Source organism: Nocardiopsis sp. NPDC058631 (assembly GCF_042716955.1).
GTDB lineage: Bacteria > Actinomycetota > Actinomycetes > Streptosporangiales > Streptosporangiaceae > Nocardiopsis.
In genome coordinates this window covers 1-14516 of sequence record NZ_JBHXQY010000131.1, presented here as the reverse complement: position 1 = coordinate 14516, position 14516 = coordinate 1, and the positions used below count along the sequence as shown (strand labels likewise).

Here is a 14516-nt window from a genome sequence, read left to right as displayed (position 1 = left end):
GACATCGACCACCGCACCCACAGAACAGTCGTCCACATCACGATCGAAGCCTTGCCAAGCCCACCAGACGGCTAACCGAACGGCATTGGACCTAGGCCCTCGTCGTGCCCCCGGGGAGAGGGGGAGCCTTCGAAGGCCGGGGCTCGGCTTCGGCGCGCCGCCGGGGGGGCGCCCGGGGCGGCGCGGACCGGCCGGTCCGCGCTCCCGCCCGTGGTCGCGCCCCTGGCCCCCGGGCACCCCGCACGAAACACCGGGGCCACCAGCGGACTAGCATGGCCGCGCGGTGCCGACCTGCACGGCGGCAACCGCGCGGGGACAGTACCCGCCGTCCCCGGGGCACACACGGAAGTAGTCCGATGACGGTAATCAAGAACATCGCCGACTTCGTCGGCCGGTGGTTCGCCCTGCTGGTCCTCGCCGGAGCACTCGTGGGCCTCGCGGTCCCCGACCAGGCCGCGCTCGTCGCCCCGCACATCTCCCTGCTCCTCGGGGTGATCATGTTCGGCATGGGCCTGACGATGCGCCCGGTGGACTTCGCCATCGTCGCCAAGCACCCCAAAGCCGTCATCCTCGGCGTCCTCGCCCAGTACACGGTCATGCCTCTCCTGGGCTGGGGCATCGCCCACGCGCTCGGCCTGCCGCCCCTTCTGGTCGTCGGCATGGTCCTGGTGGGCTCGTCGCCCGGCGGCACCTCCTCCAACGTCATCGTCTACCTCGCCCGCGGCGACGTCGCCCTCTCCGTGGCGATGACCTCCATCTCCACCATGCTCGCCCCGTTCGTGACGCCGCTCCTCGTGCTGGGCCTGGCGGGGTCGACCCTGCCCGTCTCCGCCGCCGACCTCTTCCTGTCGATCCTCCAGGTGGTCCTGTTCCCGGTCGTCGCGGGCCTGCTGCTGCGCATGGCGGCCAAGAGGTTCGTGGAGAGGATCCTGCCCGTCCTGCCACTGGTCTCGGTCGCGGGCATCGTCATCGTCGTCGCCGCGGTGGTCGGCGCCAACGCCGACGCGGTGCTCTCCACCGGGCTCCTCGTCGCCCTGGCCGTGGTGCTGCACAACTTCCTCGGCCTGGGCCTGGGATACCTGGTCGGTGTGCTCGGCGGACTGCCCGAGAGCGCACGGCGCGCGGCCAGCATCGAGGTGGGCATGCAGAACTCCGGGCTCGCCGCCGCGCTCGCGACCGCGCACTTCGCCCCGCTCGCGGCCCTGCCCGCCGCACTGTTCTCCGTCTGGCACAACCTGTCGGGCGCGCTCATCGCCACGTACTGGGCCCGCCGCCCGCCCGTGGGCACCTCGGCCGAGGACTCCCCGCAGGACTCGCCCAGGACCTGAGCCCGTCCTCTACCGTCCGTTCCCGCCCCGGCCGAGGACACCGTCCCGCGCCGGGGCCGCACCGCCGCACCGCTTCCGTGCGGGGCTCAGGTGGCCGACGGCGCACGCCACTGGCGCCACCGCCTGCGCAGACGTCGAAGGAGCAAGGCGCCCGAGCTCAGGGAGTACAGGGCGGACAGCAGTCCGAACCCGAGGCAGAAGGCGTTGACGAAGACGAGCGTCGTGACCGACGAGCCGATCCCGCTGCCCAGCCCGGCGTCCGCGTAGGCGCGGTCGCGCTCCGTGGTCGTCAGCCAGGTGTCCTCGCTCGGAACGAGGCGGACCTCCTCGGTGCCCCCCTCCTCGCAGGTCCCGGACAGGTACAGGTCGACGTCGGTTCGCGCGGGACCGCTCTCCGCGGGCCGGAAGGTGCCCACGCACTGCTGCTCGCCGCTCCCGTGGTCGATGTGCGAGCCGGTCACCTCCAGGGTGCCCTCCTGCCCGGCCCAGCTGTAGGCGGCCCCGACCGACCGCAGCTCATGCCCGGAGAACTGCACCGCCACCTGTAGGAGCAAGTACGTCACGAGCGCGCCGCCCAGGAGCACGCCGAACGCCGCCCCGGTGGACAGGTTCCCGCCGACCTCCGGCCGAGGCCTCCTCCGACCCATGCAGTCCCCCTCGCCGTCCGCGCCCTCTCCGGGAGCGGTCCTACGGTGGGACGCGGTTGGCGCCGCCCCGGTTCGCACCGCCCGGGGCGCCGGGGCGCGGTCGGGAGCATGGGGCTCCGGGCGGCACTGGTGCCGGAAACCACATGTGAGGGCGGTTTCATCGCCTTCGGTGCCGAACCGCTACCCGGGTCGGACAGGGTTCATGTGTGCTTTCCGTGGCCTGAACCGGACACCCCTCTTCCTGTGATCAACATGCGACCCAGGGTGATCGTTGGCAGGCTGCTGTGTATGCCTGAGCAACGTCGTCCGCACTCCCTCTCCTGCTCCGGGTTCCTCGCGCTCGCGCTCACAGCGGCACTGGGAAACCCCCACATGCTCCTCACGCCCTGCGCCCCTCCCGCCCCGGTCACCGCCGGCGCACCCGCCGAGGAGAGGGACACGGCCGCCCGCCGCAAGACCCCTGGCGGCCAGGACCGCGCCCGGGCGCGGGGGCGCTGCCCACGGCCCCCGAAACGCCCCCTGGGGCTGATCCCGCACCCCCGCTGCCAGTTCGACTGAGCCCTCCCCGCCGAAAGGGGGCGCCCGGGTCCGTGGCCGGCCCGGGCGCCCGCATACCGGGCCCACCACCCGGAGCACGGCCGTCTCCCGTGGCGTCGGTCGGACGCGTGCGGGAGGGTGTCCTCGTGACGAACGATGCGACCATCCTCCGCAAAGCCCGTGCGGCCGACGCCCCCGCCATCGCCGACGTGTGGCTGCGCTCCTTCGCCGCGGCCCTGCCGGGCGTGCGCCGCGCCCACTCCGACGACGCCGTCCACGCCTGGTTCCGGGACGTGGTCGTGGCCACCCAGGAGACCTGGGAGACCTGGGCGGCTGTCCACGACGACCGGGTGGTGGGGGTGATGGTGCTCGACGGGGGCTGGATCGAGCAGCTCTACCTCGACCCCGTGTGGCGGGGCCGAGGCGTGGGCGACCGGTTCGTGCAGCTGGCCAAAAATCTCTCCCCGGGCGGGCTGGAGCTGCGTACGTTCCAGGTCAACCACCCGGCGCGGCGCTTCTACGAACGCCACGGGTTCACCGCGGCCGAGCACACCGACGGCGGCGCGAACGAGGAGGGCGAACCGGATGTGCGCTACGTGTGGCGCCCTGTCGGGTAGGCGTCCGTGAGGACGGCGCTGCCCTGGGAGGGGAGCGGCACCTTCGTGACGGGCCCGGGCCCTCCACACCGACGGCCCGGAGGATCGGGAAGTCGACCTGCTGCCTGACTGCGCACAGGAGCAAGCTCGTTGTCAGGTGAATCGGCAGGGAGGTTCAGACGCCCTTGGCGGAGCCGACGAAGGCGCGCCACTCGTCAGCGCCGAAGAAGAGCGTGCGCAGATGAGGCGCGTTGGGATCGCGGGCAAGGGATGATCAACCGAGCCGCCCGGATCACTCCGGAGCGGTTCGCCCTCATGCTTGAGCTGGCAAACTTGGCCTGATAGCGGAATCAGTTAAAATGGGCTGGTTCCGTTACTGGCGCCAGCCTGCTTCTATGACCCTGGGCAGGATCCTTGCAGGAAGGGCGGTAGCGCGCATGTCCAGTAGTTTTATGCGGCGAGTAGGCGTGTTATCAACAGTCCTCCTGGTCTCTTCGTGTGCTCTTCCCTGGACAATGGTAAGCAATGACGACCCCAGCCAAGGCCCCAGGGAATCTGAGATGACGGCCATCGCGGGAACGGTGTATAACTCCTCGGGGCAGCCGGTAGAGGGAGTGGCCATCCAATGGTCTTCGAACGAGGACCCGCCCGTATCCTCGCATGAGAAGGGTTCACGCACCATCGACGACGGGAGTTACCGGCTCGTCCTGTTTCAAGGCAGCTGGGACATACACGGGATGAAGGGCGGCGCGAGAACTGAGATGGAAACAGTAGTTCTCGGGGCAGACGACATCATCGTCGATCTACACTTCCCACGATGATAATTTAACATCTAGGGGATTGCACTGAGGTTTTCTCAGCGAAATGATCTCTGCGGAGCAGGGTGATCTGCGGGCCCCACCGGGCTGGACGAATGGCACCTGGATGCGAGCAGACGTAAAGCCCCTGGTAGGGCAGGTCTCACCACAAGATCATGTCCGTAACCACCAGAGGCTTCACGTTGGTCACCTATTCTGCCACCCTCGACGTCCCACGCCACATCGTCGAGTTCCTCGCCCGCCACCTGGCCGCCCACCGCTGAAGGATCATCACTTTGAAGAGCTCACGGGCATTCGGGCCGTTCCGCCAAGCGGTGCTGGTGCTGCGCTGGTTGAGGGGCTCTACTGTTTCCGTGAGCGCGGCTGTGTGCACTGCCTGGCCCGCGACGCCGTAATCTCCCAGGCCACCGGCTACCGCTACCTGCACGAAGGCATCGACGTCCTCGCAGACCGGGCCCCCAACCTGCACGAAGTCTTGGCCAGCTGTCACAACGCAGGGATGGCGCGCGTAGTCCTGGACGGCACGCTGATCGCCTCCGACCGCCTCGCGGGCGTCCGCGAGAACGGCAACGATCTGTGGTTCAGCCAAAAACACAAGGCCTTCGGTGGCAACATTCAGTTCCTGTCCGCACCGGACGGCACCCCGCTGTGGGTCTCCGCCAACGAGCCCGGATCCACCCCCGACATCACCGCCGCCCGCATCCACGCCCTGCCCGCCCTGGCCGATAAGGGCTACCAAGGCGCCGGTATCGGCGTGCACACCCCTATCAAGCGCCCTACGGGCCAGGGCGAAGGGGCTCTGCACGTGGACACACGTATGTATAACGCGCTGTTGCGGCACGTTCGTGCGCTCGGTGAGCGCACCGCCGCCGAGCTCAAGGAGCGCTGGCGGACGCCGAAGTACGTCACGCTCAGCCCGAGCCGGATCGGAGACATCGCCCGTGCGGCTCTTGTCCTCAACGGGCAGTGGAAATGACCTTCGATGAGAAAACCTCAGTGATTGTTTCCTATCCACCGTACCGTTCCCGGTGCTTCGGAACCCGGCCGGGGACGGCCGGACTGTGTCCGGGGAGGGGCCGCGCGCTTCGGCCGAACCGCTTCGGAACCTCGCTTCCGGGGCCGCTCGGGGACAAGGCCGAACGCGCGGTGGTTCCGCGCCGCCCGAATCCGGTGGGTGGAGGGGAAGCGGCCCACTACTGCGCGCCGAGCGCGCACCACTGAAAGTCCGAGAACACGGGGAACAACCGGTTCTCGCTCTCCCGTGTGCGGTGGAGGCACGACAGGAGTATCGCCGAGGCCAACCTCGGCCTGGGGCGGATTCACAACCAGCCCAGACCGGTGAACAGCGTCTGGCCCACGGCTCCGAAACGCACGTGCTGAGCGATCACACGCGAGTTACACGGCTCGAAGAGGAGGACCTTTGGCGTACTGCTGACGGTGAGTATGTTCGGCCGTCATGCCCCCGCCAGGGATGGCTCTGCCGAGTGGGAGGAACGATGGAGCCTGGCCGGGGAACGAGAGGCCGAGGAGGAGGACGCCTCAGAGGAGCCCGCAGGGAAGGACCGAGGAGACCGTGAGGACCGCTCCGACATCGATCGGCAGAAAGAGCACTTGCGCTGGGAGGCTGGGCGTCTGGTAGACACCTACTTCCCTGATGACGGGTCCCTTGCGTTCCCCCTTCCCGGCGCGGCTCCTGGTCACTCGTGTGGTGATCCGGCTCCTTGGTCACGGTGCCTGGACCAGCGCGGACGACTCCCGGGGCCCGGCGCTGGCCCGATTGGCCCGTGGGCTGCTCCGCGAGGAGGAGGGGATCCCCGATCCAGCCTTCGAACAGGCCTGCCTGGTGACCGCGGTGTGTACTGGCCCACCGCAGCGCCGAGGAGGTTCACACCAGGGCGTGGCCGTGTTCGGACGCGAGCGGGGCCAGGTCGGGTGTGCCAAAGCGTGCCCGCAGCTCCTTGAAACGGGTCACCTTGTCCTCGCCGAAGCGGGCGACGGAAACGGCGTAGGAGTCGGCGGAGACGAACACCGGTGGGTTCCGTTTGCTGTGGAACTTGTCCGCGTACATCACCAGCTCCTCCTCGGCCGACTCGGCCAGGTAGTCCGCCTCCGGGACGGGCAGTCCCTGATCGCGGATGTCCTCGCGGGTCAGGCCCACGCCGGTGTGGTGCGAGCAGAAACGGCACAGGGCCTCGGGCAGCCCCTCCAGGGCGAGGATTTCGTGGCCGAGCACTCCGTGGCTCACATAGCGCGCGTGGTCGAGCCGGCCGGAGGAGTCGTACAGGCGGTAGACCCCGATGTCGTGCAGCAGGCACCCCGCCCGGACCAGGTCGCGGTCCAGTGCGAGGTCCGAGCGGTCGATGAGCTGCTCGGCGATCGCGCACACGATCTCGCAGTGTGTGTGGACGAGGGCGAACGCCTTCCGCGTGGGGGCGTACCGTTCGTGCAGTGCGCGGATCTCTTCGTCGCTGGGGATCACCATGCCCCGACGGTAACCGGCCTGGAAACCCTTCGGTGGCGGAGCTGCGACGCGGTGCGTTCCATGCAAGCCCCGTGTGCTCGGACAGACCAGAGCCGACACCTCATTCTGTGCCCCGACGACACCGTCGAAGGTGCGCTCGTGCCCGCCGACCCGGTGGCCGTCCCGCCCGACCCGACGCGCGCGTCACCACCGTTCCCAGATCCGGCCGTCCGGTACGCCTGTGCGCACTCATCGTCTGGAGGACCCCTCGCGAGGTGAACTCCTCCACCAGAGCGGACAGCACCGGCCGGTCGGGCTCCTCGCCCGGTGGGTGTCCGACCGTGAGCGTGATGATTTCCTTCACTGAACAGGGCGACGGCGACGGCGAGGGGGTCGACCTGGGTATCGGTGCGCCCCAGCGCCGCGACTGCGGCCAGGTCCTTGTTCGAGCGCCGCTGCGCGAAGCCGGGATCAGCGAGGACACGTTCTGCTGCGATCTCCTCCGGCGTGCGATCGGAATTCCTCAGGACTCCAGCCCGTCGTTCCAGTCGTAATGGAGTCTTTCGTCGATCTCCTGTTGACTCATGTCCTTGCGTATTGGGACACGCCACCACCAGTGCGAGTCAGGAATCCACGCAGGTATCTCCTCCTCAGGGACGGGCGGAATGTCGTCCGCGTTCTCTCGGTACGTGTCTTCAGCGTCGTCGAGGGTTTCCAGGTCGGCCGGGCTGAGGACATCATTCAGCGGAACGAACTCATCATTGAGTATCTGGAGGTTGCTCCTTATCTGGCAAGATCTTTTGAACCCGTCTAGCTTACTCATTCGCGAGTAGTGTTCACACTGGCTCATGTAGCTGATCAGTGAGTTGAAATTCCTTTCTGATTTCAGCAGATACGCTACACGAGACCTGAATGCTTCTTTCTCTTCACTCGGGAGGGGGTCGAGTCCACCTCCTGCGTGCAAAGATACTGCGAGAACGATTCCCTGCTCAACATTCTCCGGATTGCAACTTTCGGTGCCGATTCGAAATTGGCAGAGGATTTCTTCCATTATATTTCTTTTTTCTTCAAGTATTCCCATGTTCCTACTGTCCTGATCTCGTCTTGGCGCCGTAGGTCGACATTGCAGCTCCGGTGCGCTCGACTCGGGAGTCACCGTCCGAGTGGAGAGCGGCACCACCGGGCGGTCCTGGACGACCAGCGCCCCCGGCGACGGCACGCACCCCAAGCTTCGGTCCCGCCTGGGACAGGGCCCTGGTCATGCCGCGGAGGGTGGGTGCCCTCTCGAGCAGGGCGACCACGTCATGTGTCATGGGGTTCCTCGTGTCAGCGACGATCGGTCACGTCGAGCCCTGTCATCTCCGAGCCGCCGCGCGGTGCGGCCACGCCGTAGTGGAAAGCTGTGCCGAAATAGGTTGCTTCCCCCTTTTCGGTCTCGCTCCCGAGCATTACTTCGAGGGCTCTCAGAGCCCGCGCCAGGCGAGGGGCATTGCCGTCATGGACCTCGGGATGGGGGCGTCCGAAGAAACCGTTCTCCGCCCAGATGTCGTGGTGAACGCTCAGCTCGACCATGGTGTCCTCGTCAGCGACATCGACGGAGACGCTCACGAGTTCGGGTTCACCTCTCCTGCTTCCGTCGGATGTGATCCAGTTTCCGGGGCCGAGAAGAAGCAGTGTCTCCGGATGGGCTTCCGGTCGGCTTACAGGCTGGGAGCCGCGAACCCTGTCCGCCAGGGCAGCGGCGGTGAGCTCTCGACAGTGAAGGATCCGGGACCGGTAGCCGGTGTGCCCGATCCCGTACCGGAACCACTCCACGTCCACACTGTCGAGGTACAGCAGATCGCTGGCCTGGAGAACCTGCGCTATCGACGTCGCGGCAGTGCAGCCCACCTCCAGTGCATTCGAACCCTCATTGTGCTCGACCAACCACGTCCACGTGGCTGTGGCTTTCGGGGATCTCATCAACAGGGACGTGGAGCTTCCATGCAAGATTTTTTGCTGGGTGGATCTGCTGGGTGTCAGGGTTTACCGGTCTAGAAGATCCAATGCTTCTGAATCGATGGATGTTTTTGGTTTCTCGTTCCAACGGCTAGCAGGAGATCCTGGCTTCATGGCCGCGTAGTCCACCTGAATCATCCCGGTGGTGTCGATACCGAAGCCTCCTCCGCGCTCATAGAATACGATCAGCGGCTCAAACATGTCCGGCAGATCTGGCAGGGTTTCCCCTGAGTCTCGCAGTACGCTGAAATGAAGCGCCCAGACACAGGTGTCCATGACCAGAGGGAACTGATGGATTATTTCCTTCTTTTTCGTGATCTCGGAAGTAAGTTTCTCGCTGGCGCGCACATTCGAGTTTACCAGCGCGGCCGCGTCAAAAAAAGGCCATTGCTTGGCGCGAAGTTTGTGTGACCACAGGGCTGCGCGTCGAAGATACTCCTTCATTAGAGCTACTCGGGATCGTGTGTGGTTGAAGTCCCCGTGCCAATTGGCGCGGGCCAGGCGTTCGGTCAGTGTGGAGGCGTAGTCGTTCAATTCAGTTCCTCAAATTTCATAGTTGTACTCGAGGGGGGCTATGTCGTGGGCGCCGTGCTGATCGCGGCGAGGAAAATAGACCCCATCGCCCCACATCTCAGGTCCGTGAGCCCTGTAGGGCATGCCCGCTTCCATGAGGCGGCTCTCGACATGCTCGTGTGCAACAAGACGATGAAAATGTTCTGCTTTTCCTTGATTCTCGGGGAGGTTGATTTCGCCGGATTCCGCGAGTTGCCAGAGTTCGGCTATGTGGTTCATGGGTGCAAAGTGCCCGTCACGAAGAGCTCCGGTCGGTGGCCCGGCAATCACGTGTTCCCGTTGGAACAGGTGCTCTCTCATCTGGTCGAGAATACTGAGGTCATATCCCGTGTTTCTCTGGATGTCGCGTGTGGACTCCGGTGACTCCCGAATCCGGCGGTAGGTGTCAGCGGCTTCGGGTGACTGTGGTGCATCGACGAACCGATTGCCTGACTCATCGACATAGCTCCCTGAAACGTCTCGGTGGCCAATATTGACGAAGTCGAGTGTATTCAGGTAATAGCCATACCCTGGCCTTGAGTTGAGAAGATCGGGATCTTTCTCGTCTTCTGGTTCGCCTTGGTTTTGAGAATCGTTCTGACTATCGTTCGGCCACTCTGCCTCCGAGTTGTCACCGTCGGGAGCGGGAAGGTCGGGGTCAGAAGGACCAGGTGGCCTGGGGGACTTGGAGGCCCACCCGAAGAGGGGTCCCCTGTACTCGGGTTCGCGTCCTCGCGCACGGTGACCGGGTCGCTGTCCGCGTCGAGCCGTGGCCCGTCGCCGTCGGCGCTGTTGCTGACGGTGCCGTCGGCGTGCATCTCCATACCGTCGGGGGTGACCGGGACCCGGGAGTTCTCGTTGCCGTCGGGACCGTCGCCTCGGCCGGTGGAGCCGCTGTTCTCCAGGGCATCGATGGTCCAGGGCGCCTCGCCGTCGAGTCCGGCCATCCGACCCCCGTCGGCGGTGTCCATGTCGTCGGCGAGGTCCTCGTTGCGCCGCGCGATCTCAGCGAAGGCAGTGTCGACCTCTTCGGTCGTGGGATCGCGCTGCGCACCCTCGTCCGCTCGCTGACCGGGAGCGTCGGCGTCCTGCGAACCGGAACCCTCTCCGTCGGACACCGGACTTTCCGGGGCGTGGCTCTCGGGGGTGACGGGCTCGGTAGATGGGGTGGGGGAGTCCGGTATCGGGTCCGACCGCGGCGCCTGGTTCTGATGGGCCTCCAGCTCGCCCAGGGCCTCGTGCATGCCCCCGACCCCGGCTGGGATGTCAGTTCCGTTGTGCTGGATGTTGTCCGGTGCGGTGGGCGCGTCCGGGTGGGTGCCGTCAGGTCTGAGAGCGGAGTTGGACCCGTTGTTCGCATTGCTGGAGGAGCCGTCGGCACCCTCGGAGCCGCCTGCGTCGATGCCTCCGCTGATGGGGCCGTCGCCGGTTCCGGCGCCGCCCAGGATGCGCGACACCCGGGCGCCGATCATGGGCACACCCACCACCGCTCCGACACCGGTGGCGCTCAACGCCGCGTCGCCCACGATCATGCCGACGTTGGTCAGAACGGTGCCGAACACGTAGCCGGGACGGTCTCCCAGCTCGGTCCACGGGAAGAAACCGTGGATCGCGTCGCCCCAGGCGCCCTTGGCGGTTTCCTTCCACTCTCCGGGGCTGTTCACCATCTCCCCGGTCTGGGGGTTGTAGAAGCCGGTCATGGCCCCGAGCCCTGCCATGGAGTCACCCCAGTACGAGGTGAAGTTGTCCCCCCAGTCACCGGCGAACCAGCCCCCGGAACCGTGGGCGGAGCAGGCCGCGCCCGGGGACCGCCACGCCCGCCCGCCCCACCCGACTCCACGGCCTCGCGTCCCCCGGCAGGGACGGCCACCGAACCCGAACCCGAGCCCGGCGCCGACGTGGGAAACCGCACCACCCCTCGGGAACCGGACCCACCGGATTCGGCAACAAACATGGTCTGATGGGGTCAGATATCTTTTTCGGGTGTACTGGACCAGGTGAAGGGGTGTCCGGGGTGGACGTCCTCCGCAGGAACAACGTGACGATCACCGGGACGGACGAGGGGCCCACGGTGGTCCTCGCCCACGGGTTCGGCTGTGACCAGAACATGTGGCGCCTGGTCGTGCCGGCCCTGGCCGAGCGGTACCGGGTGGTGCTCTTCGACTACGTCGGCTCCGGCGGGTCGGACATGTCCTCCTGGAGCGAGGAGAGGTACTCCTCGCTGGAGGGCTACGCCCAGGACGTGGTGGAGGTGTGCGGGGGGCTGGACCTCGAAGGGGCGGTGTTCGTGGGCCACTCGGTCAGCGCCATGGTCGGTGTCCTGGCAGCCCGGGCGGCGCCGGAGCGCATCGGGGCCCTGGTGATGGTGACCCCCTCACCTCGCTACATCGACGACGGGGACTATCGCGGCGGCTTCAGCCCACAGGACATCCACGAACTGCTGGACTCGCTGGAGTCCAACTACCTGGGCTGGTCGTCGGTCATGGCGCCGATGATCATGGGCAACCCCGAGCGGCCCGAGCTGGGGCAGGAGCTGGTCGACAACTTCTGCGCCACCGACCCCCGCGTCGCCCGGGTCTTCGCCCGTACCACCTTCCTGTCCGACAACCGCGCGGACCTGAAGGGCGTGGACATCCCGACCCTGGTCCTGGAAAGCTCCCAGGACCTTCTGGCCCCCCGCGAGGTCGGCGCCTTCGTCCACGAGACGATCCCCTCCTCCCGACTGGTCACCCTGGACGCCACCGGCCACTGCCCGCAGTTGAGCGCACCACAGGCCACCGCGGAGGCGATGCTGGAGTTCCTGCAGACCCTGCGGCGCACGGCGTGAACGAGACACCCGAACCTTCCAGGAGCCGTGGCCGGGCCGATCCTGCTGTCAGCGCGCTGCTGGAGCAGGGCGCGGAGGAACTCTACGAGTTCGCGCCCTGCGGGTACCTGTCCACGCTCATGGACGGCACGATCGTCCGGATCAACGCCACGCTGCTGGAGTGGCTCGGACTGGAGCGCGACGCCGTGGTGGACCGCATGCGCTTCAGCGACCTCCTCACCGTGGGCGGCAGGCTCTACCACGAGACGCACTTCGCGCCGCTGCTGTACCTGCGGGGCCAGATCAGCGGTATCGCCCTGGAGATGAGGGTTGCCGATGGCACCCGACTCCCCGTGCTGGTCTCCTCCGTCGTCAAGCACGACAGCGGGGGCGAGCCGCTGCTGATCCACACCAACGTCTTCGACGCCACCGAGCGCCGCGCCTACGAGGAAGAACTCCTGCACCGCCGCAAGGAGGCCGAACGGGCCCGCACCGAGGCCGAGCAGGCGCGCCGGCAGGCCGAGACCGACCGGGCCCACCTTCAGGACGCGCTCGCCGTCCTGCACCGGGCCCTGCTGCCCGACAACCTGCCCGACGTGCCGGGCATGGAGGCGGACTCCTCCTACCACCCGGCCTCTCCCCACCAGTTGAGCGGTGACTTCTACGACCTCTTCCGCCTGGACGAGGCGCGCTGGGCGTTCTTCCTCGGTGACGTGCGCGGCAAGGGCCCCGAGGCCGCGACCCTGACCTCCCGGGCCCGGTACGCCCTGCGCGCCGCCGCCCTGCACACGTCCGAGCCCGCCGAGGCCCTGAACACGCTGAACACCGTCCTCCTGGAGGGCCACGCCCAGGAGGAGGAGCCCCGCTACTGCACCGTCGTCTTCGGTGTCCTCGAACCCGGCGGCGACGGCGGATCCGCCCGGGTCCGGCTGGCCTCGGGCGGCCACCCCCCGGCCATGGTCCTGCGAGCCGACGGCCGGGTCGACCTCCTGAACACCCCCGGAGGGATGCTCGTCGGCGTGCTGCCCGGAGCCGAGTTCGCCTCGGCCGGGACCACCCTGGCTCCCGGCGACACCCTCCTGCTCTACACCGACGGCCTGACGGAGGCCCGCACGGGGCCCCGGCTCGACGGCCTGTACGGCGAGGACGCCCTCCTCGCCTTCGCCGCCGACCACGCCCCCTCCAGCCCCTCCGAGATGATCGCCGCCCTGGGTGAGCTGCTCAGGAGCTTCGGCGAGGGCCTCGACGACGACACCGCGCTCCTCGCGCTCGGGGTTCCCGCGTCCCCGGGTGCCGCTGCGGGGAGCGCGGACCCCGTGCGAGCGCTCCGTGAACCGGGTGCAGGGGCGCCGGGGCCGGGGGCCTGATCCTGCAGCGGGCGCCGCGTCGACCCGGATCGGCCCGCACCCGCTCCACCGGAGACCTTGCCGGATACTGGTGCCCATGGCGATCATTCACAGGGCAACCCTCACACCGAGCAAACCGGTCCTGATCGGGGCCTGGCTGGACGGCCGGCCGTGGGCGGGCCGGGGGACCGACGAGGTGCTGGGCGCGTACAGGTTCGACGACCCCGAGGGAGAGGTCGGGGTGGAGGCGTTCCTGATCCGGCGCGGGGAACGTCTGCTCCACGTGCCGCTGGCCTACCGCGGCGCACCCCTGACCGGTCACGAGGAGCACCTCGTCGGCACCCTGGAGCACTCCGTCCTGGGCACACGCTGGGTCTACGACGGCACCCACGACGAGGTTGCGCTCGCGTGTTTCCGGCGGGCTCTGGCAGGCGAGCAGGAACAGGCGGAGCTGGAGATCCACGAGGACGGCCGCGTCGTGGGCCACAGGCCGCAGGAGGTCCTCATCTCCAGGGAGGCCGGTACCGGTGAGGCCGGTACTGGTGACACCGGTACCGGACCGGATCAGGGCCGGCGGGTGCTGCTCCCGCACGTGCTGGACGTGGAGCCCGGGGGAAGCCCGCGCCTGCGCGCCCGGTTCGCGGACCGGCAGGTGGTCGTGGCGGCGCTGATGTAGTGCGCCGACCGGAAATGTTGCCGGTGCGACATGAGGGATTTCGACCTGGATGATCGTGTACTTGTAGACGACGTCGACGCACGAACTCGCCACAAGTACACGATCGCGGCGGGAAGGGGCGGGTCTGCCCACCTTTCCGGGCTCGCGCCGGCCCGAAATCCCTGCTGCCTCCGGTCGGCCTACAGCATTCTGTGTGTTCCCTCGGACCCCGAGGTGTGATGGGTCCTCTCAGCCCTGTTCTGCTTTCCGGAGTTTCCGGCGCAACCACCCGGGCACGTTCTCCTCATCGCGAGGGAAGTGCCGGTGGTCGATTTCGTACTCGCCGGGTCCGGGTCCGGGGGCGAGAAAATTCGGTTCGGCGTCGTAGTCGTAGTCGACGTCGAAGGCCCCCGACTTCTGCAGGTAGAAGGTCGCTGTGTACCAGGTTCCCTTTCCTTCGAGGTACATCAACCTCCGGAGGCGCATGAAGTGTCCCGAGAGTCTGCCCGGTGTGGTGACTCGGGTCTGGCTCTGCCCCTCGATGGTCACGTAGACCAGGCACTGCCCGACGTGTCCGACCGCTGACATGCGGGCTTCGGTCGAGATCCACCCCCGCGGTGCCGAAGCGGCAAGAGTAGTGCCGATCTCCCGCAGGTGTTCCTGGCCGTTGTCGATGCTCCTAGGCCGTGTTCCGCGGATCATTCCGGGCTCGCAACCGCCAGGCTGCCTCTCGCTGCGCCGACCACGCTTGGACAGCCAGACCCGGGCTGAC

At 67.4% G+C, this 14516-nt stretch carries 17 protein-coding genes and 1 pseudogene; 9 read left to right on the top strand and 9 right to left on the bottom strand.

The window, feature by feature from the left end:
• Positions 1 to 356 precede the first annotated feature (356 nt).
• A complete protein-coding gene (locus ACFWTE_RS27720) occupies positions 357 to 1328 on the top strand; it encodes a bile acid:sodium symporter family protein (protein WP_378782860.1) in 972 nt (323 codons plus the stop codon).
• Between the two features lie 86 nt (positions 1329 to 1414).
• On the opposite strand, the gene ACFWTE_RS27715 is transcribed toward ACFWTE_RS27720, so the two are convergent.
• Positions 1415 to 1975: a hypothetical protein gene (locus ACFWTE_RS27715; RefSeq protein WP_378782859.1), complete on the bottom strand. Its 561-nt coding sequence runs from the start codon at positions 1973 to 1975 to the stop codon at positions 1415 to 1417.
• 288 nt (positions 1976 to 2263) lie between these two features.
• On the opposite strand from ACFWTE_RS27715, the gene ACFWTE_RS27710 reads away from it, so the two are divergent.
• From ACFWTE_RS27710 to ACFWTE_RS27695, 4 genes and pseudogenes are all read left to right on the top strand, one after another.
• Complete coding sequence (locus ACFWTE_RS27710) at positions 2264 to 2533, top strand: hypothetical protein (RefSeq protein ID WP_378782858.1); 270 nt, start codon at positions 2264 to 2266, stop codon at positions 2531 to 2533.
• Between the two features lie 125 nt (positions 2534 to 2658).
• The gene (locus ACFWTE_RS27705) at positions 2659 to 3129 is read left to right on the top strand and encodes a GNAT family N-acetyltransferase (protein ID WP_378782857.1); all 471 of its coding nucleotides are present in this window, start codon (positions 2659 to 2661) and stop codon (positions 3127 to 3129) included.
• Between the two features lie 539 nt (positions 3130 to 3668).
• The gene (locus ACFWTE_RS27700) at positions 3669 to 3929 is read left to right on the top strand and encodes a hypothetical protein (protein WP_378782856.1); all 261 of its coding nucleotides are present in this window, start codon (positions 3669 to 3671) and stop codon (positions 3927 to 3929) included.
• Between the two features lie 179 nt (positions 3930 to 4108).
• Positions 4109 to 4902: pseudogene (locus tag ACFWTE_RS27695) on the top strand (transposase family protein).
• 909 nt (positions 4903 to 5811) lie between these two features.
• Here ACFWTE_RS27695 and ACFWTE_RS27690 read toward each other — a convergent pair.
• Together ACFWTE_RS27690 and ACFWTE_RS27685 are read right to left on the bottom strand one after the other, a co-directional pair.
• The gene (locus tag ACFWTE_RS27690) at positions 5812 to 6408 is read right to left on the bottom strand and encodes an HD domain-containing protein (protein WP_378782855.1); all 597 of its coding nucleotides are present in this window, start codon (positions 6406 to 6408) and stop codon (positions 5812 to 5814) included.
• Positions 6409 to 6508: 100 nt separating this feature from the next.
• On the bottom strand, positions 6509 to 6751 hold the full coding sequence (locus ACFWTE_RS27685; protein WP_378782854.1) for a DUF6177 family protein: 243 nt from the start codon (positions 6749 to 6751) through the stop codon (positions 6509 to 6511).
• Here ACFWTE_RS27685 and ACFWTE_RS27680 point away from each other — a divergent pair.
• On the top strand, positions 6729 to 6941 hold the full coding sequence (locus ACFWTE_RS27680; RefSeq protein ID WP_378782862.1) for a hypothetical protein: 213 nt from the start codon (positions 6729 to 6731) through the stop codon (positions 6939 to 6941). The genes ACFWTE_RS27685 and ACFWTE_RS27680 overlap by 23 nt on opposite strands.
• Here the strand turns inward: ACFWTE_RS27680 and ACFWTE_RS27675 are convergent.
• The 5 genes from ACFWTE_RS27675 to ACFWTE_RS27655 all read right to left on the bottom strand — a co-directional run bounded on the left by ACFWTE_RS27675 (position 6911) and on the right by ACFWTE_RS27655 (position 10655).
• Positions 6911 to 7468, bottom strand: a complete 558-nt coding sequence (locus ACFWTE_RS27675) for a hypothetical protein (RefSeq protein WP_378782853.1) — start codon at positions 7466 to 7468, stop codon at positions 6911 to 6913. The genes ACFWTE_RS27680 and ACFWTE_RS27675 overlap by 31 nt on opposite strands.
• Positions 7469 to 7713: 245 nt before the next feature.
• Positions 7714 to 8313, bottom strand: a complete 600-nt coding sequence (locus tag ACFWTE_RS27670; protein ID WP_378782852.1) for a hypothetical protein — start codon at positions 8311 to 8313, stop codon at positions 7714 to 7716.
• 99 nt (positions 8314 to 8412) lie between these two features.
• Positions 8413 to 8919, bottom strand: a complete 507-nt coding sequence (locus ACFWTE_RS27665; RefSeq protein WP_378782851.1) for a hypothetical protein — start codon at positions 8917 to 8919, stop codon at positions 8413 to 8415.
• A gap of 9 nt (positions 8920 to 8928) precedes the next feature.
• Complete coding sequence (locus ACFWTE_RS27660) at positions 8929 to 9258, bottom strand: hypothetical protein (RefSeq protein WP_378782850.1); 330 nt, start codon at positions 9256 to 9258, stop codon at positions 8929 to 8931.
• Positions 9259 to 9449: 191 nt separating this feature from the next.
• Positions 9450 to 10655 (bottom strand): hypothetical protein, encoded by a 1206-nt coding sequence (locus ACFWTE_RS27655; RefSeq protein WP_378782849.1) that lies wholly within the window; start codon positions 10653 to 10655, stop codon positions 9450 to 9452.
• A 296-nt stretch (positions 10656 to 10951) separates the two neighbouring features.
• Here ACFWTE_RS27655 and ACFWTE_RS27650 point away from each other — a divergent pair, with 296 nt between their 5' ends.
• The 3 genes from ACFWTE_RS27650 to ACFWTE_RS27640 all read left to right on the top strand — a co-directional run bounded on the left by ACFWTE_RS27650 (position 10952) and on the right by ACFWTE_RS27640 (position 13765).
• Complete coding sequence (locus ACFWTE_RS27650; RefSeq protein ID WP_378782861.1) at positions 10952 to 11764, top strand: alpha/beta fold hydrolase; 813 nt, start codon at positions 10952 to 10954, stop codon at positions 11762 to 11764.
• The gene (locus ACFWTE_RS27645) at positions 11761 to 13110 is read left to right on the top strand and encodes a PP2C family protein-serine/threonine phosphatase (RefSeq protein ID WP_378782848.1); all 1350 of its coding nucleotides are present in this window, start codon (positions 11761 to 11763) and stop codon (positions 13108 to 13110) included. The genes ACFWTE_RS27650 and ACFWTE_RS27645 overlap by 4 nt, the downstream gene beginning before the upstream one ends.
• A 76-nt stretch (positions 13111 to 13186) precedes the next feature.
• Positions 13187 to 13765: a hypothetical protein gene (locus tag ACFWTE_RS27640; RefSeq protein WP_378782847.1), complete on the top strand. Its 579-nt coding sequence runs from the start codon at positions 13187 to 13189 to the stop codon at positions 13763 to 13765.
• Positions 13766 to 13993: 228 nt separating this feature from the next.
• Here the strand turns inward: ACFWTE_RS27640 and ACFWTE_RS27635 are convergent.
• Positions 13994 to 14516: hypothetical protein (locus ACFWTE_RS27635; protein ID WP_378782846.1), on the bottom strand; the 523-nt coding region annotated here is incomplete at its 5' end.

What these genes read in the sequence shown, in the direction of transcription:
- ACFWTE_RS27720 (WP_378782860.1), top strand. Translation starts at nt 357, where the DNA reads ATGACGGTAATCAAGAACATCGCCGACTTCGTCGGCCGGTGGTTCGCC.
- ACFWTE_RS27715 (WP_378782859.1), bottom strand. Translation starts at nt 1,975, where the DNA reads ATGGGTCGGAGGAGGCCTCGGCCGGAGGTCGGCGGGAACCTGTCCACC.
- ACFWTE_RS27710 (WP_378782858.1), top strand. Translation starts at nt 2,264, where the DNA reads ATGCCTGAGCAACGTCGTCCGCACTCCCTCTCCTGCTCCGGGTTCCTC.
- ACFWTE_RS27700 (WP_378782856.1), top strand. Translation starts at nt 3,669, where the DNA reads ATGACGGCCATCGCGGGAACGGTGTATAACTCCTCGGGGCAGCCGGTA.
- ACFWTE_RS27690 (WP_378782855.1), bottom strand. Translation starts at nt 6,408, where the DNA reads ATGGTGATCCCCAGCGACGAAGAGATCCGCGCACTGCACGAACGGTAC.
- ACFWTE_RS27675 (WP_378782853.1), bottom strand. Translation starts at nt 7,468, where the DNA reads ATGGGAATACTTGAAGAAAAAAGAAATATAATGGAAGAAATCCTCTGC.
- ACFWTE_RS27660 (WP_378782850.1), bottom strand. Translation starts at nt 9,258, where the DNA reads ATGAGAGAGCACCTGTTCCAACGGGAACACGTGATTGCCGGGCCACCG.
- ACFWTE_RS27655 (WP_378782849.1), bottom strand. Translation starts at nt 10,655, where the DNA reads ATGGCAGGGCTCGGGGCCATGACCGGCTTCTACAACCCCCAGACCGGG.
- ACFWTE_RS27640 (WP_378782847.1), top strand. Translation starts at nt 13,187, where the DNA reads ATGGCGATCATTCACAGGGCAACCCTCACACCGAGCAAACCGGTCCTG.